This is a genomic window from Arthrobacter sp. NPDC057259 (genome assembly GCF_042668995.1).
GTDB lineage: Bacteria > Actinomycetota > Actinomycetes > Actinomycetales > Micrococcaceae > Arthrobacter.
The window spans coordinates 78,969-101,896 of the sequence record NZ_JBHUYA010000008.1 but is presented as its reverse complement, the minus strand read 5'-3'; the positions used below and the strand labels follow the sequence as shown (position 1 = coordinate 101,896).

Genomic DNA, 22,928 nt, shown 5'->3' with positions numbered 1-22,928 from the left:
AAAATCATTAGACCGTGAGACAATCATGAATGTGTGAAAACGCCGCCCGGTCCCTTGAATGGGGATTCAGTCTGATTGGACCGGCGGTCGTCCAAGCGCCATTGGGGGGATGAGTGGTAGCGGTCCGCAAGGACCGCTCCCACTCAGCCTGGTTTAAGGCCACTTTTCCGCTCCGCGGCCGCCCGCAGGTTGCCGGAACCGCCGGAAAGACCCGGTTCAGCGGGCCAGGCGCAGGGTCACCAGCTGGAACGGGCGCAGCTCCAGCACCGCATCGGCCCCGCGGATCTCGACGCCGGGCGCGTCCGCCGGACGCTCCAGCAGGTCCACAGACCAGACCCGGGACACAGCGAAGTTCGCCGAGAGTACCCCCCGCGAGCGTCGGCCGAGGGCCTCATAGAGCCTGACCACCACGTCACCGGAGCCGTCCTCGGCCAGTTTTACCGCCTCCACCACCAGGGCCGGGTTGCTCACGGCGACCAGCGGCTCCGCCCCGTGCGCCCCCTTGACCATGCGGGGCGCAAGGTTGGTGCGGTACCCCTCCTCGACGGCGTCGGCAATGCCCGCACCGGGCCGCACCGTCACGGTCAGCTCGTGCGGCCCCTGGTCTGCGCCGGGGTCGGGGAACTTCGGCGCCCGCAGCAGCGAGACCCGCACCGTGGTGGTGGTTCCGCCGTCGTCGCGGACCTGGCGGGTGACGTCATGGCCGTAGCTGGCCGCGTTGCTGACCGCCACGCCATACCCGGGCTCCTCCACGTGAATCCAGCGGTGGGCGCAGATCTCGAACTTCGCCGCCTCCCAGGAGGTGTTGACGTGGGTGGGCCGGAAGACGTGGCCGAACTGGGTCTCCGCGGCCGACCGGTCCGCCCGCAGGTCGAAGGGGAACCCGAGCTTGAGCAGCTTCTCGCGCTCACGCCAGTCCACGGCCGTGGCGATCTCCAGCGACGCGGACCCCGGCGCCAGCCTCAGCCGCTGCGTCACGGGTGAGCCGCCCGCCATCCGCTCGATCACGACGACGGCGTCACCGCCGTCGCGCTCCAGGGTCACGGACCTGGCCTCGGTCAGGGCGGTGACGTTGCGCCGGTAGAAGGAATCGATGTCCCAGGCGTCCCATTCGTTGGGGGTGTCCCGGTGCAGTTCCAGGAGGTTGCCGGCGGTGCCGGGGGCCATCGCCTCCCGTCCGCTGGCGTGGTCCCGGAGTGAGACCAGCAGCCCGTTCGCGTCCACTACGGCACGGATGATTCCGTTGTCCAGCACAAAGCCGCTGTCGGCCGCCGTCGCGTTCACGGCAGCCCCGGCGGTTTGAGGTTCGGCCGCGCCGAGCGCGGGGACCCCGGCGCGGGCGTGCGGGGCGGCGTTGAGCAGGATATCGCGGTCCCCGTTTCCGAGGGCGGCGGCGGCTGCGGCCGCGATGATCGCCTCGAGGTCACGGGCGACGGCGTCGTAGTTCCGTTCCGCGTCCTGGTGCACCCAAGCGATCGAGCTGCCGGGCAGGATGTCGTGGAACTGCTGCAGCAGCACAAGGCGCCAAAGCCGCTTCAGCTCGGCCGCCGGGTAGGCTGCGCCGGCCCGGACCGCCGCGGTGGCGGACCAGAGCTCCGCCTCCCGGAGCAGGTGCTCGCAGCGGCGGTTCCCCCGCTTGGTGTTGGCCTGGCTGGTGTAGGTGCCGCGGTGGAGCTCCAGATACAGCTCCCCCACCCACACCGGCGGGGACGGATAGTCGTCCGCCGCCCCGCTGAAGAAGTCCGCCGCGGAGCCGATCCGCACCCGCGGCGAGCCCTCCAGGTCAGCGGTGCGCCGGGCGGCCGCCAGCATCTCCCGGGTGGGTCCGCCGCCGCCGTCGCCGTACCCGAAGGGCAGCAGGGACATGGTGCCGCGGCCGTGGTCCCGGTAGTTGCGCTCGGCGTGGGCCAGTTCGCGGCCGCTGATCTCGGAGCTGTAGCTGTCCACCGGCGGGAAGTGGGTAAAGAGGCGGGTGCCGTCGATTCCCTCCCACTCGAAGGTGTGGTGCGGCATCCGGTTGACCTGGTTCCAGGAGATCTTCTGGGTCAGGAACCAGCGGCTGCCGGCGGCCTTGACGATCTGCGGCAGCGCGGCGGAGTAGCCAAAGGTGTCCGGCAGCCACGCCTCGTGGCATTCGACGTCGAACTCGGCCAGGAAGAAGCTCTTGCCCTCGAGGAACTGCCGCGCCATGGCCTCGCCGCCGGGCATGTTGCTGTCCGCCTCGACCCACATCCCGCCGACGGGGACGAACTGGCCGGCGCGGACCTTGTCCCGGATCCGTTCGAACAGTTCCGGGTAGAACTCCTTCATCCAGGCCAGCTGCTGCGCGGAGGAGCAGGAGAAGACGAAGTCGGGGTCCTCGTCCATCAGCGCCACCACATTGGAGAAGGTCCGGGCGCACTTGCGGATGGTCTCCCGGACCGGCCAGAGCCACGCCGAGTCGATGTGCGCGTGGCCGGTGGCCAGCAGCTGATGGGCCGAGGCGTAGGCCGGGCGGGACAGCACCTCGGCGAGCTCCGCGCGCCCGGCGGCCGCCGTGCCGGCGACGTCGTCCGGGTCCATGATGTCCAGCATCCGCTCCAAGGCGCGCAGGATCTCGTGGCGGCGGGGCAACTCCATGGGCAGTTCGTGCATCAACCCCCGCAGCGTCCAGATGTCCTGGTGCAGTTCCCAGACGCACTGGTCCAGTTCGGCGATCACGATCCGGCCCAGCCAGTAGCGGGGCTCGGTGCCCGCGGTGGCCTTGTCTCCCAACGGCGTGGCCGCAAAGGTCCAGCCCTGCGAGAGGTCAGGGTTCGCGGCCGCCTCGACGTAGAAGTCCACGGTCATGCCGCTGCCGAGGAGTTTCAGCGGAATGTACTGGTTCCGCGGCGAGATGGCCTTGATGACGGTGCCGTCCGGCCGCCAGGCGGTGCCCTCGCACTGGAAGCCCGGCAGGTCCGCGCTGAACCCCAGGTCAACCAGGACCTCGACGGCGGTGTCCGGCGCGCTGCCCCAGGTCTCCGGCACCTCGCCTTGGAGCCGCAGCCAAGTGGTGGACCACGGGCTGCCCCAGGGCGCCCCGGGGTCCTGCGGGGTGAAGTCCTGCTGCAGGGCTTCGAGGGCCGGGACGGGTTCCCCGGGCGCGGTCCAGCTGCTCAGGCGCAGCGGCACGGTGCGGGGGTAGATGGCCGGAACGATGCGTTCGCGCACGAAGCGGTCCAGCCGGACTTCCGTGAGACGGCGGTCGTCGTGCACAGTGAACCTCTTTTTGCTCGGGTGCGGAGGAGCCGGGCGCCGGCCTGAATCCAGTCGTTGGATTAATCTACGTGGGCCGCGGGGGCTTAAGCCAGCCGTCCGGTTGAGGGGAGGGCGGCCGGCACGCCGATCCGTTCGTGGCCGGCGTACACGTTCAGGCTGGTGCCCCGGCTGAAGCCCGCCAACGTCATCCCGCTGGCTTCGGCGAGTTCCACGGCCAGGCTGCTGGGTGCGCTGACGGCGGACAGGACGGGAATTCCGGCGAGCGAGGCCTTTTGCACGAGTTCGAAGGAGGCGCGGCCGGAGACTTGCAGGACGGTGCCGCGCAGGGGCAGCAGACCCTCCCGGAGTGCCCAGCCCACCACCTTGTCGACGGCGTTGTGGCGGCCGACGTCCTCGCGGAGGCAGAGGAGCTCGGCGCCGCCGTCGTCGGAGATGCGGAACAGCCCCGCGGCGTGCACGCCGCCGGTGGCGTCGAAGACCGCCTGGGCCTCACGCAGCCGGTCCGGGAGCGCGGCCAGCGTCTCGACGGGCACGGCCAGCGGGTCGCCCGCGGGGCTGAAGTGTGAGGACTTCTCGACAGCCTCGATCGAATCGGTGCCGCAGATCCCGCAGGAGCTTGAGGTGAAGAAGTTCCGTCCGGTGTCGGGGCGGACGACGTCGGGCCGGAGCTGGGCTTCCACCACGTTGAAGGTCTGCACGCCGTCTTCGTCCTCGCCGGCGCAGAAGCGCAGCGAGACGAGCTGGTCGGCGGACCAGATGATCCCCTCGGAGACCAGGAACCCGGCCACCAGGTCAAAGTCGTTGCCCGGGGTGCGCATGGTCACGGAGAAGGACGTGCTGCCCAGCCGCACCTCCAGTGGTTCCTCCACCGCCAGCACGTCCTCGCGGTACCGGACCGGGAACTCACGTGCCTGCGGCGAACCGTCCAGGACAAACTTGTGCACTTTGCGGCGTTGCGTCACGCGGCCCATTCGGTACTCCTCATCAGCGGTGCGGTGGGGCGGCCCGGCCTGCGGCCGGTTCCCGCCCCTGGATCCATTCTGAACTCGGCCGTGGTGCCAGCCAAGCCGGCACCAGTGGTGCCAGCCGAGCGGGCGCCAGCCACGCCGGGCTCCCTCTGGCTGGTGTCAGCCAAGCAGGGCGCTCCAGTCGACCGGACCGTTGCCGGCCGGTTTCTTCGGGGTGCGCCGGGCGGCGGGTTTCGGTGCGGGCTTGCCGGCGTCAGGCTCGGGCAGCGGCCGCCCCCAGGGCAGCGCGAACGCCGGGACCGGTTCGCCCAGCTGCGCACCGTGCGGCGGGACCACCAGGACCCCGTCGGCGGCGGCCAGTCCGCGCATCATGCCGGGGCCGGTGTGCTGTGCCGGGGAGGCCATGCCGTAGACCATGCGGAAGGGCATTAGCCGGGTGCGGCCGGGATCGGCGTCGATCATCGTGCCGCACGGGACCTCCGTGACGGGCGGCGGGGGCCGGTGACCCAGCGCGGCCAGGAGTGGTCCGCCGATGGTGGAGAGCGCCATCATGGCTGCGAGCGGATTGCCGGGCAGCCCGATGATGAAGCGTCCGTCGGGCAGTTCGGCGAGGACTGCGGGGTGCCCGGGACGCATCGCGATGCCGTCGATCAGCAGCCTGCCGCCCAGCTGCTCGACGGTGCGGCGCAGGTGGTCGGTCCCGGACCGGCCGGTCCCCCCGGTGGTGATGACGACGTCGGCGGGCGGGGTGTCCTCGTCGTCGCCCACGGGTTCGGGGTCCTCCAGGGCGGCGAGCCATTCCCCGTCCCCGTCACCGATCTTGATCTCTCCGGCGGGGACGCCGCCGAGCAGGTCGACGACGGCGGATAGCTGGGGGCTGAAGGTGTCCCGGACCTCCCCCGGCTGTGGCACGCCGCTGGCGACCACCTCGGAGCCGGTGAAAACCAGGCGGACCACCGGTTTCCCCAGCACGGGCAGCGCGTCATGGCCGGCGAGGGCGGCGAGGGCCAGGTGGGCCGGGTTGAGCACGGTCCCCTTGGGGATCAGGACCTCACCCTCGGCCGCTTCCTCGGCGGCTTTGCGGATGTGGTCGCCGTTGCGTGGCTCCCCCGGCTTCGCGCCGCCGCCAAGCTTCAGCACCGGCAACTGGTCCTCGTCGGGGCCGATCACGCCGCTCTCGCTGCGGAGGACGGCTTTCGCGCCGGCCGGGATCAGCCCGCCGGTGACGATGGGACTGGCCTGGTGCGGGGCGAGGCGCTGCCCGGGTTCGGCCAGGATCCAGGGGCCGCTGCCGTTCACCGCCCAGCCGTCCATGGCCGAGGACGCGTAGTGCGGCATGTCGTGCAGGGCGGTGACGTCGGCGGCGAGGGTGCGGCCGAGGGCGCGGCGCAGGGCCACCGGGGCCGGCGGGATCGGGCTGGCGCAGTCGAACGAGAGCTCCCGGGCTTCCTGCCAGGTGTGGGCCAGGTGCCGGTGCGCGGCGGGCTCGGTCCCGGCGTCGTCGGCGTCGTCGCGGGGTGGCTCGGACGTCATTCCCTGGGGGCCTCGGCGGCGTATTCCTTGGCGAGTTTCCGCGCGACGCCCATGGCGGCGCGCATGGAGACCTCGTCGGTGGCCTGGCCGGTGCCGGAGGCCAGCCCGGCGGCGAAACCGGCGATGAAGGTGGTCAGCGGTGCGGCCGGGCGGACCACGGAGTGCGCGGCAACCCCGGCGAGTCCCAGTACCTCGTTGATGTCGATGTCGACGCCGTCGAGCTCGAGGGCCTGGAGCAGCGCGCGGCACCAGTCCTCGAGGGTTTCGTCCTGGCTCTTCACGGTGGGCCTTTCATGTCGTATACGGGCGGCCGCTTCCGTTCCCGGCCACGCCGGGACACGCGACCCCCAGGGCCTGGGCGTCCGCCCAGGTGTCGACGTCGTCGGTGGACCCGGGCGGCACGGGAACCGTCCGCAGGTCCAGACTAGCAAGCAGGCCGAACAACGATCCGCCCTCCAGCGTGCCGCGCCGTGCCGCGTCCGCCACCGATCGTTGTAGCCCGGCCGTGTCATAAAGACCGGCCAACGGCTGGATCCGGCCGTCCGCGGAAACGGCGACACTGCCATCCGAGCCGGGCTGCGCCCGGGAACGGTCGACGAAGAGGGCGGGGACGGCGTCGGCGACCAGCGGCATGTCGCAGGCCAGAACCAGCGTCAGCGGCGCGGGGTTTCGGCCGGCCGCTCCCCCGCCGGCGAGGGCTTCGAGCCCGGCGGCCAGGGCTGCCGCGGGTCCGGCGAAGGGCGGGTCTTCACGGCACAGGAGGACTCCGGCCGGGCGGGCGCCGGCTTCCGGGCCCACGACTGCAACCCCCTGCGCCCCGGCCGCAGCGAGCAGCGACCGCTCCAGCAGGGTATCCCCGCGGAAGCGGAGGGCGGCCTTGGGGGTTCCGCCCAGCCGGGAGGACCTGCCCCCGGCGAGGATGACGGCGTCGAATTCCACCCGCCCAGCCTAGCCGCCTGCGGGCGGCCGGCGGTGCTAGTGCGCGGATTCCGGCAGCAGGAACGGATCCCATGCGGGGGTGGGCTTCTCCAGTTCCTTGATCTGCCAGATGGTGCCCTTCGGCGGACCGGGAGTGAAACCGAGCTTCCAGCCCATCTCGGCCGGGGTGTGGTCGCCCTTGACGTTGTTGCAGCGCAGGCAGGCGGCCACCAGGTTCTCCCAGGAGTCGGCGCCGCCCCGGGACTTGGGCTGGACGTGGTCGATGGTGTGGGCCGGTTTGGCGCAATACGCGCACCGGTGGCCGTCCCGGCGTAGCACTCCGCGACGGCTGACCGCGGTCACGGTGTTGTAGCGCGGACGGATGTAGCGGTTGAGCAGGATGACGCTCGGCCGGCCGAGGATGTCCTGCGGCCCCACCACCGGGTCGTCCCCCTCGGCCACGACACTGGCCTTGCCCGTCAGCACGAGCACCAGTGCCCGGCGGAAGGTCACTACCGCCAGCGGTTCATAACCAGCATTCAGAACGAGTGTGCGCATCCGCATCCCTCTTCACGGCCGCACCCGCCAGTGGCACGAGGGCCGGCTGCCCTCTGCATGGTCAGGCTAAGGATCGACATCACAAGAGTAAACACGGGTGGCCCGGATTACCGAATTTCGGGCCCCAGGGCATCCGTGGCGGAACCCGGGCCGGTCTGGCGCCGGGGCCTTCCGGCGCGAGCCCGAGGGGTTAACAGAAAAGGACCCCCGCCGGTGGCAGGGGTCCTTTTCGAAGCTTCGCGGGAAGCGGGGGTCTTAGCCGCCGACGCGGATGAAGACCGGGCCGGAACCGACGTTGACGCTGTAGAGGGCGGTGGTGCCGCCGTTCCAGCCGCCGTGGACGGCCATGCCGTTGCCGACGTAAACGGCGATGTGAGCCATGCCCATGCCGCCGTTCTGGTAGTACGCGAGGTCACCCGGCTGCGCTTCGGCGGCGCTGACGGTGCGGCCCAGGGACAGGTAACCTGCCGGCCAGCCGTGGTAGTGGATGCCGACGGCGGCCAGGGCGTTGGTGGCCAGCATGGTGCAGTCCTGGGACACGCCGATCTGGGCGTAAGCGGCGGCGGCGATCGAGGCGCCCATGCCGCTGGTGGCGGCCGGAGCCTTGGTGGCGACGGACGCGTTGACCGCGGTGCCGGCGGCCGGGGTGGCTGCGGCGGTGGTGTCTGCTTCCTGCACCTTGACGACGGGCTTCGGGGCCTCGACGACTGGGGCGGCCGCGGTAGTCACAGCAGGCTTCTCGTAGGAGATGGCGATGCTGGAGGCCGCCGAGATGGTGGCCGGAGCGGTGGACTGAACCTCGGTGGCGGAAGCAGAGGTGGATTCGCGCTGAACGTTGGTCTCAGCGGCGTTGGCCGCGATACCGCTGGTCAGGACCAGGCCGGAGGCAGCAGCGATAACCGCGGCCTGGCGACCCATGCCACCGGCGTTGTCGCCGACGGCCTTGGCAATGACAGCCAGCGAGTTGGTCTTGGTGACCTCCGCGCGGTGGCGTGCAATGGTTGCACGAGTAGTCATTTAGTTCTCTCTTTCGTGATCCTTTGTGTCCGCGCTCTTGAACAGGCGGGACTAAGGACGCTCCGGCATCTTGGGGGTACGCCGGATCGCCCCGAAACGGGTTTCTTTAGCGAAGGGTGTACTGCGAAGACGCGCCAAAAGCAGGAACTGCATTGCGTGAACCATCCCGGGCGCCGGCAAGGGCAACGCGGTGCATGGTAATCAGCGGGCTCGACTGAGCCTCGCCGGCGCGAAAACGCGCAGCATTGTGGCGTGAAGACACGAAAGTAGCCTCTCCCAATGCCTACGAGGTGAGCTGTCGGATTCGGATGGGAGTCACCCGGCCGCTCCGCTTCCTGGGAAGCTTTGCGACTTAACCCCTAGGCCTTCTTGCGAAGACCAAAATTGGTTCCCCCGCCCCTGCCAGACGATGTCATGCGAACGGACCTTGAGCGGTGGCAGAGTTAGGCAATCCACTCAAGAGCGCCAACTTCGGTGAAGTTGGCGTGCTTCATACGGTACAACAGTTCGGACTCAATGTCACATTCAGATCACGGCGTGTCACGGAAGTGTGAGCATTGCGAAGGGCTCTTCTAGAGCCAGCCCAGCGGATCAACGACGTCCCCATTGACCATCACCTCGAAGTGGAGGTGGCAGCCGGTGGAGGCACCGGTTGTTCCGCTCATCGCTATCACATCGCCACGGGAGACCTTCTGGCCGACGTGGACGCTGGATGACGACAAGTGGTTATACGTGGTCTCCAGGCCATTGCCATGGTCGACCACAATCCGGTTGCCGCCCCCGTAGGGGTGCCAGCCGGAGAAGGTTACGGTGCCGCTTGCTGCGGCATGGACGGCCGTCCCGCACTGGGCGGCGTAGTCCTGGCCGCGGTGGAATTCGCCCACCGCGCCGGTAATGGGGCTGATCCGGTAACCGAAGGGCGAAGCCGTGATCATGGTGTCCAGCGGGGCGCCGAGCGTCCCCGCGGATGCGGCGCGGGTGATGGAGCCGACGGATTGCGCGCTGAGCAGCTGCTTGAGCTTGCCGTCCGGGTCGCCCTTGGTGGTGACGGCGGTGCGGTTGAAGTCGATCTGGGCCGCGGCGGCCTTGACCTCGGGCTGGGCCGCCGCGGAGACAGATCCCGAGGTGGGGGCGTCGACGGCCAGAGCGGGGCCGGTAACGGGGACGGCCACGGTGAGCGCGATGCCAGCGGCGGCCAGGGTCATGCCGGCCTTCTGGCCCATGCCGGTGACGGCGGCGAAGTCTGCGACCTGGCGGAGCGGGCTGCGCCGGCTGCGGCGCTCGTCCCGGTGCGCGTCGCGGGGGCGCGGGGCGGTGACGTCGACGGCGGGGCGCGGCTCCGGAGCCGGGCCGGCGGCGCGGCGGCGCCCGCGGACGGTCTGCGTGCTCAAGTGGTTCCTCTCTGAAAAGCCTGCGAAGTTAGCTGTCGGATTCGGGTCAGAGAGTGCATAGACCCGGTCCGCCGATGCAAGCATCCAGGCAGAGAGGCACCCGGAAATGGTGTCCTCAGAGAGTTCGCTTGCCGCTAGCGGACTTCACCCCAAGGCCGGAATTACCGGCCGGTAGTGGTTCCCCCGCCTCTGCCAGAAGGTGATTCGCACCCTGATCCGCTGGCAGAGCTCGGCTTCGGATCAGGTAACGCTTTAGTCTCGGTACTAGTCGATAACTATAGGGGATTAAGACCCGTAGTAATAATTTCGTTATCTCCTAGACGGGCTAGTAAACAGCACACTTACGGTATGCTTCCGCGTCGCCCTACCCGCGGGTAACGAAAACGTGGGCGGCGACCTCGGGCGGCAGCTCGAGCGCGCCCTCAATGTCGGGGACGCGGACGGAGATGTACTCCCCCACCCGCTCCAGCGAGACGGTGGCCCCGGGCCGGATACCGCCCTCGTCCAGCTGCACCAGCAGCTCGGGTTCCACCTGGATGGGTTCGGCAAGCCGGCTCACGGTGATTCTGGAGTCCGCGGCATATCCCGCCATGGCGTCCAGGAGGTTGACGACGCCGTCGGCCTGTTCCGCCGTCGGCAGACCGCCCAGTTCGGCGAGGCCCGGGATGGGGTTGCCGTACGGGGAGACGGTGGGGTGGTCCAGCATCTCGAAGATGCGGCGCTCGACCCGTTCGCTCATCACGTGCTCCCAGCGGCAGGCTTCCTCGTGGACGTAGGCCCAGTCCAGGCCGATCACGTCGGCCAGCAGCCGTTCGGCGAGGCGGTGCTTGCGCATCACCTCGGTGGCGCGCCGCCGACCCACCTCGGTCAGCTCCAGGTGGCGGTCGCCGGAGACCACGACCAGCCCGTCGCGTTCCATCCTGCCGACGGTCTGGGAGACGGTGGGTCCGGAGTGGCGGAGTCGTTCGGCAATGCGGGCCCGGAGCGCGACGATGTTCTCTTCCTCAAGCTCCAAAATGGTCCGAAGATACATCTCCGTAGTGTCGATCAGATCCGTCATCCAGCTCAGCTCCTTGAGCGCCGTCCTTGCGTCATTCCACCGTACAACGTGCGGGGTGCGGCCACCCGGGATCCGCCATACGCTCCGGACAGCCTAGCCTATTGTGAATTACTCCGGATAATTTTTGGAGCCGGCTTCCTGACCGGACTGTGACAGCCCATTTTCCGGTGCCGGGGCCGCCGTCGGGCAGAATGGAAGCGGTCCTTACCGGCCGACCAGCCACCTCTCGCACCCAGCCGACCATTGGAGCCATTGTGAGCGACACCAGCATCACCATCCCCGCGAACCTTCTTCCCAAGGACGGCCGGTTTGGCGCCGGGCCCTCGAAGGTGCGCCCGGAACAGATGGAGGCCCTGGCGTCGGCCTCGGCCACCCTGCTCGGCACCTCGCACCGTCAGGCCCCGGTCAAGAACCTGGTGGGCTCGGTCCGTTCCGGCCTGAGCGACTTCTTCCGCGCCCCCGAGGGCTACGAGGTGGTCCTGGGCGTGGGCGGCTCGACGGCGTTCTGGGATATCGCCAGCTTCGGGCTCGTGGAGAACAAGGCCCAGCATCTCTCCTTCGGCGAGTTCGGCTCCAAGTTCGCCGCCGCCACGAACAAGGCGCCCTTCCTGGCCGAGTCCTCGATCATCAAGGCCGAGCCGGGCACCCGGCCCGAGGCGCGTGCGGAGGCCGGCGTGGACGTCTACGCCTGGCCGCAGAATGAGACCTCCACCGGCGTGGCCGCCCCGGTCCGGCGGGTGGCCGGCGCGGACGAGGGCTCGCTGGTCCTGGTCGACGCGACCTCCGCCGCCGGCGGCCTGGATGTCGACGTCGCCGAGTCCGACGTCTACTACTTCGCGCCGCAGAAGAACTTCGCCTCCGACGGCGGCCTGTGGCTTGGCCTGTTCTCCCCCGCGGCCCTGGAGCGGGCCGCACGGGTCAAGGCGTCCGGCCGCTGGATCCCGGACTTCCTGGACCTGCAGACCGCCATCGACAACTCGCGGCTGAACCAGACCTATAACACCCCCGCGCTGGCGACCCTCGTGACCCTGGACGCGCAGGTGCGCTGGCTCAACGCCAGCGGAGGCCTGAACTTCGCCGCGGCACGCACCGCCGACTCCGCCGGACGGATCTACCGCTGGGCCGAGGCGTCCAGCGTTGCCACCCCGTTCGTCGCGGACCCGGCCGACCGCTCCAACGTGATCGCCACGATCGACTTCGACGAGTCGGTCGACGCGGCCGCGATCGCCAAGGTGCTGCGCGCCAACGGGATCGTCGACACCGAGCCGTACCGGAAGCTGGGCCGCAACCAGCTGCGGATCGCGACCTTCGTCGCGATCGAGCCGGACGATGTGTCGGCCCTGCTGGAGTGCATCGACTACGTCGTGGCAGAGCTGGCGAAGTAGGCCCGCGGCCGCCCTCCTGGGCGGCCTAGCGGCTGGCGGCGTCGTCGGGGTTTACCGCCCGGACGACGCCGTCGTCGTCTGCCGTGCCGATCGCCCCGCCGGGCACCAGCCGGAAGAAGCGCAGGCCGCGGGCCCGCCGGTTGAAGGCGATCCGCAGGTGGCGTGCCCGGATGATCCAGACCATCCCGATCAGGGCCGCACCCACGCCGGCGGCGGCGGCGACGCCCATGGACCAGCGCGGGCCGGCGACGTTTGCCACCCAGCCCACGAACGGTGCCCCGATGGGTGTTCCGCCCATGAAGATCGCCATGTACAGGGCCATCACCCGGCCGCGCATGGCCGGGTCCGTGGTGGTCTGCACATAGCCGTTGGCGCTGGTCATCATGGTGATGGCGCACAGCCCCACCGGCACCAGCGCCACGCCGTACCAGAAGTAGTTCGGGGCCAGAGCGGCCAGCCCGGAGGTGATGCCGAAGACCCCGGCGGCCCCGAAGATCATCCGCATCCGCGGGCGGCCGCGGCCGGCCGAGAGCAGGGCCCCGGCAACCGAGCCGATGGCCATGATCGAGTTCATCAGCCCGAAGGCGCCGGCGTCGAGGCCGAACTCGGTGCCCACCATCGCGGCGATGAAGAGCACGAAGTTCAGGCCCAGGGTACCGACGATGAAGACCGCCACGAGGACCACCACAATGTCCGGCCGGTGCCGCACGTAGCGCAGGCCCTCCCGGATCCGGCCCTTGCCGCCGCGCGCCTTGGGGAGTTTCCGCAGCGACGCCGTCGGGATCCGGGCGAGGCTGGCCAGCAGCGCCACGAAGGTCAGGGTGTTGACCAGGAACACCCAGCCGGGGCCGATCGCGACGGTCAGGACACCGGCGACCGCGGGCCCGATCATCCGGGCGACGTTGAAGGAGGCGCTGTTGAGGGCGACGGCGTTGGGCAGGTAGTCGTCCTTGACCAGCTCCGAGACGAAGGTCTGGCGGACCGGGGCGTCGACGGCCGAGACGACGCCCAAAAGCAGGGCAAAGATGTACACGTGCCAGAGCTGCGCCGCCCCGGAGAGCACCAGCGCGCCCAGCAGGGCGCTCAGCAGCGCCATGGACGACTGGGTGAGGTTCAGGAGGGTCTTGCGGTTGAAGCGGTCGGCCACCAGTCCGGCGACCGGGGCCAGGAACAGCTGGGGTCCCAGCTGCAGGGCCATGGTGATGCCCATGGCGCCGGCGTCCTGGTGGCTCAGGTGGTCGAAGACCAGCCAGTCCTGGGCGGTCCGCTGCATCCAGGTGCCGATGTTCGAGACCAGGGCCCCGAGGAACCAGATGCGGTAGTTCAGGATGTGCAGCGATTTGAAGGTGGACCTCATGGAAGGTCCTCCCGCTGCTCCGCCCTGAACGCCGCCAAACCGCTAGTCGGTCCCGCCGGCGGACCGGGCGTCCGCTGCGCGTTCGTCGGGTTCGTCCGCGGGCTCGTCCGTCGCGCCGGTCCCGGACTCCGCGGGAGCATCGTCCTGGCCCGACTCGTCCTGGGGGGCGTCCTGCACGGCGTCGTCCCGGGCGGCGTCGGGGCTGCCGGCGTTGTCCGCCTCGGCGTCGGACTCTTCCCGGTGCTCAGCCCCGGCGTCCTCGTGACCGTCGTCGGGCTGGGCGTCCTCGGGCCGGACGCGTTCGGCCCACGGCACCCACTCGGGGGCCAGGATGGAGTCCTCCGAGGGCAGCAGCCCCAGCTCGTCCACCGTCACCACCTTGGAGCGGGAGTTGCGGGTCAGCACGGCGTACCACTGCCAGCCGCCGTAGCCGGGAAGCTTGGACTCGAACAGGTGGGTCACCAGGCGGTCACCCTCGCTCTTGGCGGCCAGGTGGCGGCCGACCTGCCCGGGCTCGGCGATGCCCTCCACCGCGGCACGGGCTACGTCTACGGACGCGGCCAGGAAGGCGTCGGGCTTGCCCACCCGCCACACGGGCACGCCGTAGCGCGGTTTGGCCGCCGACTTGGTGCCCTTCGCTCCGGCGGCGGACGCCTTGGACGCCGGCTTCCGTCCGGCGTCGGGCACCGGGGAGCCGGTCTCTTCAGGTTCCGCAGTCATCGGCCGGACCCTACGCGTCCAGCTCGTCGGCAACCTTGCGCAGGGCGGCGGCAATAGCCTTCGCCTTGTTGCCCTCGGGGTACTTGCCGGCGGACAGGGTGCCGGAGAGGTTGTCCAGCACCGTCACCAGGTCCTGGACCAGGGGCGCGAGGTCCTTGGCGCTGGGCCGCTTCGCCTTGGCGATCGACGGCGTCTTGTCCAGCACCCGCAGGCCCAGGGCCTGGGCGCCCTTGCGGCCGTCGGCCACGCCGAACTCAACCCGGGTTCCGGCCTTCAGCTCAACGACGCCCTCGGGCAATGCGGACTTGGGCAAGAAGACCTCCTGGCCGTCCTCGCCCGCGAGGAATCCGAAGCCTTTTTCCTTGTCATACCACTTGACCTTGCCGGTAGGCACGTAATCAACCTTCTTCGTTCTGCTGGGACGCGGCCGGCGGTCACCGCATCCGCACCGATGTGCGGGTTCAGGGTATGACCGCCCCGACCGTGTTGGTCTGTTCCTTCAAGGTTATCGTGCCCGGGCAGATTTGAGCGCTTGAGGCGCGGATGCAGGCGGACTGTTAGCGTTGCTGTCATGACTCCACAGCGTCTCCGGCGCTCCCTGCTGATCCTCGCCGCCGCCGCCGCCGTCCTTTCCCTGGCCGCCTTCGGCGCGGTGATCGCCCTGGCCGCCGGCAACGCCGTGGCGCCGGTCTGGCTGACCTCGGCCGCGCTGTACGGCCTGCCGGCCGCGTTCTTGCTGATGGCCCTCCTGGTGCTCGACGCCGTCATCGCCCGCCGCCGTGCCCGCGGCCTCGGCAGGGGCTGACGGAGACCCATGTCCCAGATCCGCGCGCTCGGCGAGGACCTGCAGGCGCGCAGCGACGAGTCGTTGCGCGCCCTTTTCGCCGCGCGGCCGGACCTGATGATCCCCGCCGTCCCCGACTTCGCCGCTCTGGCCGCCCGGGCCAGCGGCCGCGTCAGCGTCCAACGCGCCCTGGAACGGCTGAACCGGCCGCAGATGCAGGTACTGGAGGCGCTGCACCTGTGCACCAACGCCGACACCGGCCACAGCGCCTCGGCGGCAACCCTCAAGCGGCTGATCAAGGGCTCCACCGTGGCGGCACTGGAGCGGCTGCTGGCCTCGCTCCAGGATCTGGCCCTCGTGCACCGGGCCGACCCGCCGCACGGCACCGGGGCCCCGGCGGCACGGCAACGCCACTACCTGCCGGTCGGCAGCCTGAAGGATGTCATCGGCATCTATCCGGCGGGCCTGGGCCGCAGCTACACCGAGCTCGTGCGCCTGCAGCCGGCGTTCGCGCAGCGGGTGGTCCAGCTGGTGGCCGAGCTGCACCAGTCCGGGGCGGGCATCGCGCCGGCGGACACCCCGATGGACGCCGCCCTCGCCCTGCAGCACTGGACCGGCTCGCCCGAGGCGCTGCAGGCCCTGCTCTCCCGCGCCCCGGACCGGACCGCCGCGCTGCTGGACCGGTTCGGGAACTGGGCCATGGGCGCGGTCCCGCAGGCGCAGCGCCGCGTGTCCGTGCTGACCGAGACTGCCGACGCCGGGCCGGTCGACTGGTTGCTGGCCCGCGGCCTGCTGGTCCCGCTGGACGCCGCGCACGTGGAACTGCCGCACAGCGTGGGGCTGGCCCTGCGCGGCGGGTACGTGATCGACCACTTCGCCCTTGCCCCGCCGGTGCCGAACCTGGGCCTGACCAGCGCCGCGCTGCGCCGGAACGCGGCGCTCGGCGCGATCGCCGAGACCCTCCGGCTGGCCGGCGAACTGCTGCACGCCGTCCAGGCCCAGCCGCTTGTCACGCTCCGCAGCGGCGGCGTTGGCGTCCGGGAAATGAAGCGGCTCGCGGACACGCTGCGGATCGGGCTGCCGGAAGCCGGGGTGCTGGTGGAACTGTGCGCCCTGGCCGGGCTGCTGCGGCTCGACGTGGACAGCTCGGCCTGGGTCCAGCCCGGGCAGCTGGAATGGCTGACCCTGCCGCGGCAGGAGCAATGGCTGTGGCTGGTCAACGCCTGGCTCTGCAGCGAACGCGTCCCCTCCCTGGTGGGCCAGCCGGCCGGCGGCGCGTCTGCCCCGGCGGGCCGTGCCGCGGGGGCCGCCGGCACCATCAACGCGCTCTCCGCCGAGGCCCATCGGCCGGACGCTCCAGTGGTGCGCAAGCGGATCCTGGAGATCCTGCAGGAGCTCACCATTGAGGCCGGTGCCGCGGACGGCCAGGCACCGGTACTGGACGCCGCGGCCGTGCTGGAACGTGCCGACTGGTCGCAGCCGCGCATGGCCCGCCGCTTCAGCTCGCTGATCCGCGGCGTGCTGGCGGAAGCGGAGATGCTGGGCCTGGTCGGTTCCGGGGCGCTGAGCCAGATCGGCGCCGAGATCGCCTTGGACCATCCGGAGACGGCGCTCGGCATCCTCGGCGAACACCTTCCGGCGGCCGTGAACCACGTGCTGCTTCAGGCCGACCTGACCGCCGTCGCACCCGGCTACCTGGACCCGGAGCTGAGCGAGAAGCTGCTCGCCATGGCCGACGCCGAGGGCCAGGGCCCGGCGACCATCTACCGGTTCTCGGTCGGCTCCATCCGGCGCGCCCTCGACGCCGGCCAAGACGCCGCGGGCCTGCTGGAATTCCTCCGGACGCACTCGGCCACCGCGGTGCCGCAGCCGCTGGAGTACCTGATCGAGGACACCGCGTCCCGCCACGCGCGGCTGCGGGTGGGCCCGGCGTCCAGTTTCATCCAGAGCGAGGACGAGACGGCGCTCCTGGAACTGCTCAACGCCCCCACCGCCGCGGGACTGGGCCTGGTCCGCCTCGCCCCGACGGTCCTGGTCTCCACGGCCGCTCCCCGGGACGCGGCCCAGGTGATGCGCGGACTGGGCATGACACCCTCCCTCGATGACGCCGCGTCCGCCGTCGTCCGGCTGCGGCGCAGCGCCGCCGCGCCCGGCAGCGCCCGCCCCGTCTACACGGCGCCCCGCTCGGCCCCCGAGGACGCCGACGTCGACGCCCAGCTCGCGGCGCTCCGCGGCGGGCACCCGGCCGGCGGCGCGGGACCCGGCTCCGCCCACGGTCCGGGCGGTCCCGGTGCCGCGGGGACGGCCGCCGAGGCGAGCACCCAGCTGGGGCTGGAGACCCTGCACCGGGCGATCCGGTTGAAGCAGGCGGTGATGATGAACGTGGTCGACGGCCTCGGGAATGCCACCCGCGAGCGCGTTGTTCCGCTTGCTGTGAGTGGCGGACGGGTCCGTGTGTTCGACCCCGCGAGGGAGACCGAACGGGTCCTGTCCGTCCACCGGATCATTGATGTCGAGGCCACCGAGGAACTGCTCCCGTGAATGACGGACCGCTGATCGTCCAGAGCGACAAGACCATCCTGCTGGAGGTTGACCACGAGCTGGCCACCGAGGCGCGCCACGCCATCGCCGCCTTCGCCGAGCTCGAACGCGCCCCCGAGCACGTGCACAGCTACCGCCTGACGCCGCTGGGCCTTTGGAACGCGCGGGCCGCGGGCCTGGATGCCGAAAAGGTGCTGGACACGCTGCTGAAGTACTCCCGTTTTCCGGTGCCCCATGCCCTCCTGATCGACATCGAGGAGACCATGTCGCGGTACGGCCGGCTGCGGCTGGAGAAGGACCCCCAGCACGGCCTGGTCATGCGCACCTCCGACTACCCGGTGCTCGAGGAGATCAGCCGCGCGAAGAAGATCGCGCCGCTGCTCGGCCCGCGGATTGACGCGGACACCGTGGTGGTCCATTCCTCCCAGCGCGGTCAGCTCAAGCAACTGTTGCTGAAGCTCGGCTGGCCCGCCGAGGACCTGGCGGGCTACGTGGACGGGACCCCGCACCCGATCATGCTGGACGAGACCGGCTGGAAGCTGCGGCCCTACCAGCAGCTGGCGACGGAGAACTTCTGGGCCGGCGGCAGCGGCGTGGTCGTGCTCCCCTGCGGCGCCGGCAAGACCTTGGTGGGCGCGGCGGCGATGGCCACCAGTTCCACCACCACGCTCATCCTGGTCACCAACACCGTCTCGGCCCGGCAGTGGAAGGACGAGCTGCTCAAGCGCACCTCCCTGACCGAGGAGGAGATCGGTGAGTACTCCGGCTCCATCAAGGAGGTCCGGCCGGTGACCATCGCCACCTACCAGGTGCTCACCACCAAGCGCGGCGGCCTCTACCCGCACCTGGAACTGGTCGACGGCAACGATTGGGGCCTGATCATCTATGACGAGGTCCACCTGCTGCCGGCGCCGATCTTCCGGATGACCGCGGACCTGCAGGCCCGGCGCCGGCTGGGGCTCACGGCCACCCTGGTCCGCGAGGACGGCCGCGAGGGCGAGGTCTTCAGCCTGATCGGCCCCAAGCGCTACGACGCCCCGTGGAAGGACATCGAGGCGCAGGGCTACATCGCACCGGCGGACTGTGTTGAGGTCCGGGTGGACCTGCCGCGGGACGAGCGGGTGGCGTACGCCATGGCCGACGACGCCGACAAGTACCGGCTCTGTGCCACGTCCGAGACCAAGACCGGGATCGTGGAGCGGCTGGTTGCTGAGCACAAGGGCGAGCAGCTGCTGGTGATCGGCCAGTACATCGACCAGCTGGACGAGATCGGCGGGCGTCTCAAAGCCCCGGTGATCAAGGGCGACACCTCCGTCAAGGAACGCCAGCGCCTCTTCGATGCCTTCCGCGCCGGCGAGGTCCGCACCCTGGTGGTGTCCAAGGTGGCCAACTTCTCCATCGACCTGCCGGAGGCGTCCGTGGCCATCCAGGTCTCCGGATCCTTCGGGTCCCGGCAGGAGGAGGCGCAGCGGCTGGGCCGGCTGCTGCGGCCCAAGCAGGACGGCCGCGCCGCCCGCTTCTACTCCCTGGTGGCCCGGGACACCCTGGACCAGGACTTCGCCGCGAAGCGCCAGCGGTTCCTGGCCGAGCAGGGCTACGCCTACCGGATCATGGACGCCAAGGACGTCGGCGCCGGGGACTAGGCCCCGCCGCTCCCCTGTCGCGCTAGCCGCACCACTGCCCGGACACGGAGCGGCCCGGCCCCCCCGCCGCAGCGGACGGGCCCGGGCCGCCATTCTCATTCCCTGCCTCGCCGCCTACGTGACGCCGGAGGAGCCGTCCTGCTCCATCAACCCAGTCCGCGGATCGAGCTGCGGCTTCTGGTAGGCGAACTCCCCGCCGCTGCGCCCACCGAAGGGGCGTCCGTGGTCGGCGAACTCCTCCCGGAAGTAGGCCAGGCACCACGGACCCATCTGCAGCCGGGCGCCGGTGCGGAGGATGGAGTTGTCCGCGGGGCCGAAGCTTCCGGTGACCACCCCGTGCCGGACCAGGACGTACTCGTCCCGTTCGTTGTGGACGATCTCCGCATGGATTGGTTCGAGGCCGTCCAACTGCAGGTCGGCGTCCGGCCCGCTGCCGATGCTCATCCGTTCCCCGGAGAGATTGAACTCGCGCGGCACCTGGCCGTCCCACGTGGCCGAGTCCTGGACGAAGATCAGCCGGGGACGCCCGCTGCCCCTGGTGTGGTGCGTCGTGGTCACCTTGCGCACGATCCGCCGCTTGACCGTGGGCAGCAGCGGCAGCGGGGTTTCCGGCGGGAGCAGGGACATCCCGGCGTCCTTGGTCCGCCCGCCGCGCCGGGCCAGCGGGGCCACGGTGCGCACGTTGCCGAGCCGGATATGCGGGGACCGGGTCAGCAGCCGCTGGGCCCGGCCCGTCCGGACCGACCCCAGGGATGCGATGAGACCCTGCGGTCCCTCGATCACTACGGTGAGTCCCTGCTCGGCCAAGGTCTTAGCCAGCGGGCGCAACTGCTGCAGGGACGGCATCCGCTGACCCAGCGACGCATCGAGGCTGCCCAGCGTCACCTTCACCTCGGTGCCGGCCGCCTGCACCGTGCCGGACGTAGCCCCACCGGAGGGTTCCGTCACGGAGAACTCCAGGTCGGCGTCGACCCTGAACCTGGGTCCCATGTCAGCGTCTGTTCTTGTCGGACCCCGCCGCATCGCGGTCGCTGGTTGTGACGCGAAGGCTGCCGTTGAGCTTCCACGTGGCCCGCGGCGCATCCGGACCGATGTCACGCGGAACCTCCACGGTCATGTCGACGAACTCGTAGTTGATCGCGGCGCCCTTGCCCGTCAGGTAGGACCACATTTCCTCTGCAAGATCCGCCCAGTCCCGGATGGAACGGTTGGCCGCTGAGTCCGCCCCGCCGGACTGTGGAATTGTCGCTTCAGACATCGTTTACTCCAGTCGTAGAGTGACGCTCCCGGCTGGAACCGGGCCGTTAGCCAACTCTAATCCGGGACCCGCCGCACGGGAATGGCTTCGCCAAGGTTCTCTCCGGAAGGGCACCCGGAGATGATCACGCAACACACACGATTCGTCCAGAAAACTCACAGAGTCTGGGAGCAAGATGGGAATCATGAAAAAGAACGGTCCCGAAGCCAAGCTGCTCGTCGTCGATGATGAACCGAACATCCGCGAGCTGCTGTCCACCTCGCTGCGCTTCGCAGGCTTCGAGGTTGTCTCGGCCGGCACCGGGCGCGATGCCCTGGCAGCCGCCGACCAGCACTCCCCCGACCTGGCCGTCCTGGACGTCATGCTCCCGGACATGGACGGGTTCACCGTCACACGGCGCCTGCGCGCCGCCGGGAAGCACTTCCCCGTGCTGTTCCTGACCGCCAAGGACGACACCGAGGATAAGGTCACCGGGCTCACCGTCGGCGGCGACGACTACGTCACCAAACCGTTCAGCCTCGACGAGGTCGTGGCCCGGATCCGCGCGGTGCTGCGCCGCACCCAGCCGTTGCAGGACGACGACGCCGTCATCCGCGTCGATGACCTGGAGCTCGACGACGACGCCCACGAGGTGCGCCGCGGCGGCACGGTGATCGAGCTCTCCCCCACCGAGTTCAAGCTGCTCCGCTACCTGATGCTCAACCCCAACCGGGTGCTCTCCAAGGCCCAGATCCTTGACCACGTCTGGGAGTACGACTTCAATGGCGACGCCTCGATCGTGGAGTCCTACATCTCGTACCTGCGGCGCAAGGTGGACACCGACCCCGGTGCCGCCGCCCTGATCCAGACCAAGCGCGGCGTCGGCTACGTGCTCCGGACGGCCGAGAAGCGCTGACCTTGCTGCGCCGGTGGAAGGCGGCCTCGCTGCGTTCGCAGCTGGTGGCCATCATGATGGCTTTGATGCTGGTGGCGCTGACCGCCACCGGCGCGGGAACGCTGGCCCTGCTGCACAGCTACCTGCAGGGCCAGGTCGATGACCGGCTCAAGGTCGCCGTCGAAACTGCCCGCCAGCAACAGTCCTTCGAGCAGTTGCAGGATCAGGGGCCCAACGTCCCCACCGACTACTCGCTGTTGCTTTTCACCCCTGGACAGCCATCGGTGATCCTGGGCGGCAAGGGTCCCCGGCCGGCCATCGGCAGCATCAGCCCGGAGGAGGCCCGCAGCCGCGACCAGGCGCCGTTCCAGGTCCGCGGCACCGACGGCCGGAACTGGCGGGTGGTGGCGGTCAACGTCCTGGACGTCAACCGGCGCAACGCCGTCGTCGTCATCGGCCTACCGCTTTACCCGGTGGACTCCGTCATGGAGCACGCCACCCTGGTGGTGGTCGGCGTCGGACTGCTGACGCTGGTGCTGGCCTTCTTCATTGCCACGTGGACCGTCGGCCGGTCCTTCCGTCCTCTGTCCCGCGTGGAGAAGACCGCGGCCGCGATCGCCGCCGGGGACCTGTCCCGGCGCGTGGACGTGGAGAATCCGGACACCGAGGTGGGCCGGCTTAGCCGCTCCCTCAATGCCATGCTGGCCCACATCGAAACCGCGTTTGCCGCGCGAATGGCCTCCGAGGCCAAGATGCGCCGCTTCGCCGCCGACGCCTCCCACGAGCTGCGCACCCCGCTGGTGACTATCCGTGGGTTCTCCGAGCTGTACCGGCACGGCGCCCTGGCCACCCCCGGGGACGTGGCCACCGCGATGGGACGGATCGAGAGCGAGGCCATTCGGATGGGCGCCATGGTGGAGGACCTCCTGCTCTTGGCCCGGATCGACGAGCAACGGCCGCTGCAGCAGAAACCCATTGACCTGCTCCTGCTGGGCCATGACGCCGTGGTGGACACCCAGGTTGCCGACCGCAGCCGGGTGGTCTCGCTGCGCGGGCTTGACGGCGGCTCCGCTTCCCCGGCGCCGGTGCTCGGCGACGAGGCCAAGCTGCGGCAGGTGATCAGCAACCTGGTGGGTAACGCCCTGCGCTACACGCCGGAGGGCAGCCCGATCGAACTGGCCGTGGGCGTGCGGACCGAGGCCGACGGCGGGCGCCGCTCGGTGATCGAGGTGCGTGACCACGGCCCCGGCGTCTCCGAGGAGGAGGCCGCCAGGATCTTCGAGCGGTTCTACCGCGCCGATACCTCCCGGACCCGGGAGACCGGCGGCAGCGGGCTGGGGCTGGCGATCGTCGCGGCCATCGTCGCCTCCCACTCCGGCAGCGTCCGGGTCCAACCGACCGACGGCGGCGGCGCCACCCTGGTGGTCAGCCTGCCGTACCTGGACGAAGCGCCGTCGGAGGAGCCCGGGACGGCGGAGACCCTCCCGGCGTCCGGCGGCGGCGCCGACCGGGCCGTACCGGCTGACGGGCCTGCCGACGAGGTTGCTGCAACCGGTGGTGCGGACCGCGCCCCGGGCGGCAGCCAGGGAACCGGGTTATCCACATAGCGACTTTGCGGCGTGGAAGCCGACGGCGGCGCCTTCGTAGGCTCGAGGAGTCCGGAAAGCCCGGACCCTCCACC

Annotated in this window: 20 protein-coding genes and 2 riboswitches; of the genes, 6 read left to right on the top strand and 14 right to left on the bottom strand. The window is 70.3% G+C overall.

Features of this window, described 5'->3' with window-relative positions; translation table 11 throughout:
- Window positions 1–216: 216 nt before the first annotated feature.
- The 9 genes from ACFUCU_RS13750 to ACFUCU_RS13710 all read right to left on the bottom strand — a co-directional run bounded on the left by ACFUCU_RS13750 (window position 217) and on the right by ACFUCU_RS13710 (window position 10,685).
- Window positions 217–3,237, bottom strand: a complete 3,021-nt coding sequence (locus ACFUCU_RS13750) for an alpha-mannosidase (RefSeq protein ID WP_377973101.1) — start codon at window positions 3,235–3,237, stop codon at window positions 217–219.
- Window positions 3,238–3,323: 86 nt separating this feature from the next.
- On the bottom strand, window positions 3,324–4,211 hold the full coding sequence (gene fdhD / locus ACFUCU_RS13745) for a formate dehydrogenase accessory sulfurtransferase FdhD (protein WP_377973100.1): 888 nt from the start codon (window positions 4,209–4,211) through the stop codon (window positions 3,324–3,326).
- Between the two features lie 156 nt (window positions 4,212–4,367).
- The gene (locus ACFUCU_RS13740; protein ID WP_377973099.1) at window positions 4,368–5,741 is read right to left on the bottom strand and encodes a molybdopterin-binding protein; all 1,374 of its coding nucleotides are present in this window, start codon (window positions 5,739–5,741) and stop codon (window positions 4,368–4,370) included.
- A complete protein-coding gene (locus ACFUCU_RS13735) occupies window positions 5,738–6,022 on the bottom strand; it encodes a DUF6457 domain-containing protein (RefSeq protein WP_377973098.1) in 285 nt (94 codons plus the stop codon). The genes ACFUCU_RS13740 and ACFUCU_RS13735 overlap by 4 nt, the downstream gene beginning before the upstream one ends.
- A 10-nt stretch (window positions 6,023–6,032) precedes the next feature.
- Window positions 6,033–6,680 carry a molybdenum cofactor guanylyltransferase gene (locus tag ACFUCU_RS13730; protein WP_377973097.1) on the bottom strand — a complete coding sequence of 216 codons (648 nt, stop codon included), beginning with the start codon at window positions 6,678–6,680 and terminating at the stop codon, window positions 6,033–6,035.
- 36 nt (window positions 6,681–6,716) lie between these two features.
- Window positions 6,717–7,217 (bottom strand): HNH endonuclease, encoded by a 501-nt coding sequence (locus ACFUCU_RS13725; protein WP_364138737.1) that lies wholly within the window; start codon window positions 7,215–7,217, stop codon window positions 6,717–6,719.
- A 255-nt stretch (window positions 7,218–7,472) separates the two neighbouring features.
- Window positions 7,473–8,234: an NlpC/P60 family protein gene (locus tag ACFUCU_RS13720; RefSeq protein WP_364138739.1), complete on the bottom strand. Its 762-nt coding sequence runs from the start codon at window positions 8,232–8,234 to the stop codon at window positions 7,473–7,475.
- Between the two features lie 266 nt (window positions 8,235–8,500).
- A riboswitch (cyclic di-AMP (ydaO/yuaA leader) is annotated at window positions 8,501–8,694 on the bottom strand.
- 112 nt (window positions 8,695–8,806) lie between these two features.
- A complete protein-coding gene (locus ACFUCU_RS13715) occupies window positions 8,807–9,625 on the bottom strand; it encodes a M23 family metallopeptidase (RefSeq protein ID WP_290258699.1) in 819 nt (272 codons plus the stop codon).
- 2 nt (window positions 9,626–9,627) lie between these two features.
- Window positions 9,628–9,870: riboswitch (cyclic di-AMP (ydaO/yuaA leader) on the bottom strand.
- A 119-nt stretch (window positions 9,871–9,989) separates the two neighbouring features.
- Window positions 9,990–10,685 (bottom strand): metal-dependent transcriptional regulator, encoded by a 696-nt coding sequence (locus ACFUCU_RS13710; protein WP_364138741.1) that lies wholly within the window; start codon window positions 10,683–10,685, stop codon window positions 9,990–9,992.
- 254 nt (window positions 10,686–10,939) lie between these two features.
- On the opposite strand from ACFUCU_RS13710, the gene serC reads away from it, so the two are divergent.
- Window positions 10,940–12,070 carry a phosphoserine transaminase gene (gene serC, locus ACFUCU_RS13705; protein WP_377973096.1) on the top strand — a complete coding sequence of 377 codons (1,131 nt, stop codon included), beginning with the start codon at window positions 10,940–10,942 and terminating at the stop codon, window positions 12,068–12,070.
- Window positions 12,071–12,095: 25 nt separating this feature from the next.
- On the opposite strand, the gene ACFUCU_RS13700 is transcribed toward serC, so the two are convergent.
- The 3 genes from ACFUCU_RS13700 to ACFUCU_RS13690 are packed head-to-tail and all read right to left on the bottom strand — an operon-like array spanning window position 12,096 to window position 14,541.
- The gene (locus ACFUCU_RS13700; protein ID WP_290258703.1) at window positions 12,096–13,427 is read right to left on the bottom strand and encodes an MFS transporter; all 1,332 of its coding nucleotides are present in this window, start codon (window positions 13,425–13,427) and stop codon (window positions 12,096–12,098) included.
- Between the two features lie 42 nt (window positions 13,428–13,469).
- The gene (locus tag ACFUCU_RS13695; protein WP_377973095.1) at window positions 13,470–14,147 is read right to left on the bottom strand and encodes a DUF3027 domain-containing protein; all 678 of its coding nucleotides are present in this window, start codon (window positions 14,145–14,147) and stop codon (window positions 13,470–13,472) included.
- Between the two features lie 10 nt (window positions 14,148–14,157).
- On the bottom strand, window positions 14,158–14,541 hold the full coding sequence (locus ACFUCU_RS13690; protein WP_290258705.1) for a cold-shock protein: 384 nt from the start codon (window positions 14,539–14,541) through the stop codon (window positions 14,158–14,160).
- Between the two features lie 177 nt (window positions 14,542–14,718).
- Here ACFUCU_RS13690 and ACFUCU_RS13685 point away from each other — a divergent pair, with 177 nt between their 5' ends.
- The 3 genes from ACFUCU_RS13685 to ACFUCU_RS13675 are packed head-to-tail and all read left to right on the top strand — an operon-like array spanning window position 14,719 to window position 19,115.
- Window positions 14,719–14,952, top strand: coding sequence for a hypothetical protein (locus tag ACFUCU_RS13685; RefSeq protein ID WP_377973094.1), 234 nt, complete (start codon window positions 14,719–14,721; stop codon window positions 14,950–14,952).
- Between the two features lie 9 nt (window positions 14,953–14,961).
- Entirely contained in the window at window positions 14,962–17,472 is a 2,511-nt protein-coding gene (locus ACFUCU_RS13680; RefSeq protein ID WP_377973093.1) for a helicase-associated domain-containing protein, read from the top strand.
- The gene (locus tag ACFUCU_RS13675; RefSeq protein WP_377973092.1) at window positions 17,469–19,115 is read left to right on the top strand and encodes a DNA repair helicase XPB; all 1,647 of its coding nucleotides are present in this window, start codon (window positions 17,469–17,471) and stop codon (window positions 19,113–19,115) included. The genes ACFUCU_RS13680 and ACFUCU_RS13675 overlap by 4 nt, the downstream gene beginning before the upstream one ends.
- Before the next feature lie 114 nt (window positions 19,116–19,229).
- Here ACFUCU_RS13675 and ACFUCU_RS13670 read toward each other — a convergent pair whose 3' ends face one another.
- Both ACFUCU_RS13670 and ACFUCU_RS13665 read right to left on the bottom strand, forming a co-directional pair.
- On the bottom strand, window positions 19,230–20,105 hold the full coding sequence (locus ACFUCU_RS13670) for an FHA domain-containing protein (RefSeq protein WP_377973091.1): 876 nt from the start codon (window positions 20,103–20,105) through the stop codon (window positions 19,230–19,232).
- A gap of 1 nt (window position 20,106) precedes the next feature.
- On the bottom strand, window positions 20,107–20,373 hold the full coding sequence (locus ACFUCU_RS13665; protein WP_290258710.1) for a hypothetical protein: 267 nt from the start codon (window positions 20,371–20,373) through the stop codon (window positions 20,107–20,109).
- Window positions 20,374–20,557: 184 nt separating this feature from the next.
- On the opposite strand from ACFUCU_RS13665, the gene ACFUCU_RS13660 reads away from it, so the two are divergent.
- A complete protein-coding gene (locus ACFUCU_RS13660) occupies window positions 20,558–21,268 on the top strand; it encodes a response regulator transcription factor (RefSeq protein ID WP_290258711.1) in 711 nt (236 codons plus the stop codon).
- A 2-nt stretch (window positions 21,269–21,270) separates the two neighbouring features.
- On the top strand, window positions 21,271–22,854 hold the full coding sequence (locus ACFUCU_RS13655; protein ID WP_377973090.1) for an ATP-binding protein: 1,584 nt from the start codon (window positions 21,271–21,273) through the stop codon (window positions 22,852–22,854).
- Window positions 22,855–22,928 lie beyond the last annotated feature (74 nt).

What these genes read in the sequence shown, in the direction of transcription:
- fdhD (WP_377973100.1), bottom strand. Translation starts at nt 4,211, where the DNA reads ATGGGCCGCGTGACGCAACGCCGCAAAGTGCACAAGTTTGTCCTGGAC.
- ACFUCU_RS13740 (WP_377973099.1), bottom strand. Translation starts at nt 5,741, where the DNA reads ATGACGTCCGAGCCACCCCGCGACGACGCCGACGACGCCGGGACCGAG.
- ACFUCU_RS13725 (WP_364138737.1), bottom strand. Translation starts at nt 7,217, where the DNA reads ATGCGCACACTCGTTCTGAATGCTGGTTATGAACCGCTGGCGGTAGTG.
- ACFUCU_RS13720 (WP_364138739.1), bottom strand. Translation starts at nt 8,234, where the DNA reads ATGACTACTCGTGCAACCATTGCACGCCACCGCGCGGAGGTCACCAAG.
- ACFUCU_RS13710 (WP_364138741.1), bottom strand. Translation starts at nt 10,685, where the DNA reads ATGACGGATCTGATCGACACTACGGAGATGTATCTTCGGACCATTTTG.
- ACFUCU_RS13700 (WP_290258703.1), bottom strand. Translation starts at nt 13,427, where the DNA reads ATGAGGTCCACCTTCAAATCGCTGCACATCCTGAACTACCGCATCTGG.
- ACFUCU_RS13695 (WP_377973095.1), bottom strand. Translation starts at nt 14,147, where the DNA reads ATGACTGCGGAACCTGAAGAGACCGGCTCCCCGGTGCCCGACGCCGGA.
- ACFUCU_RS13685 (WP_377973094.1), top strand. Translation starts at nt 14,719, where the DNA reads ATGACTCCACAGCGTCTCCGGCGCTCCCTGCTGATCCTCGCCGCCGCC.
- ACFUCU_RS13680 (WP_377973093.1), top strand. Translation starts at nt 14,962, where the DNA reads ATGTCCCAGATCCGCGCGCTCGGCGAGGACCTGCAGGCGCGCAGCGAC.
- ACFUCU_RS13670 (WP_377973091.1), bottom strand. Translation starts at nt 20,105, where the DNA reads ATGGGACCCAGGTTCAGGGTCGACGCCGACCTGGAGTTCTCCGTGACG.
- ACFUCU_RS13665 (WP_290258710.1), bottom strand. Translation starts at nt 20,373, where the DNA reads ATGTCTGAAGCGACAATTCCACAGTCCGGCGGGGCGGACTCAGCGGCC.
- ACFUCU_RS13660 (WP_290258711.1), top strand. Translation starts at nt 20,558, where the DNA reads ATGAAAAAGAACGGTCCCGAAGCCAAGCTGCTCGTCGTCGATGATGAA.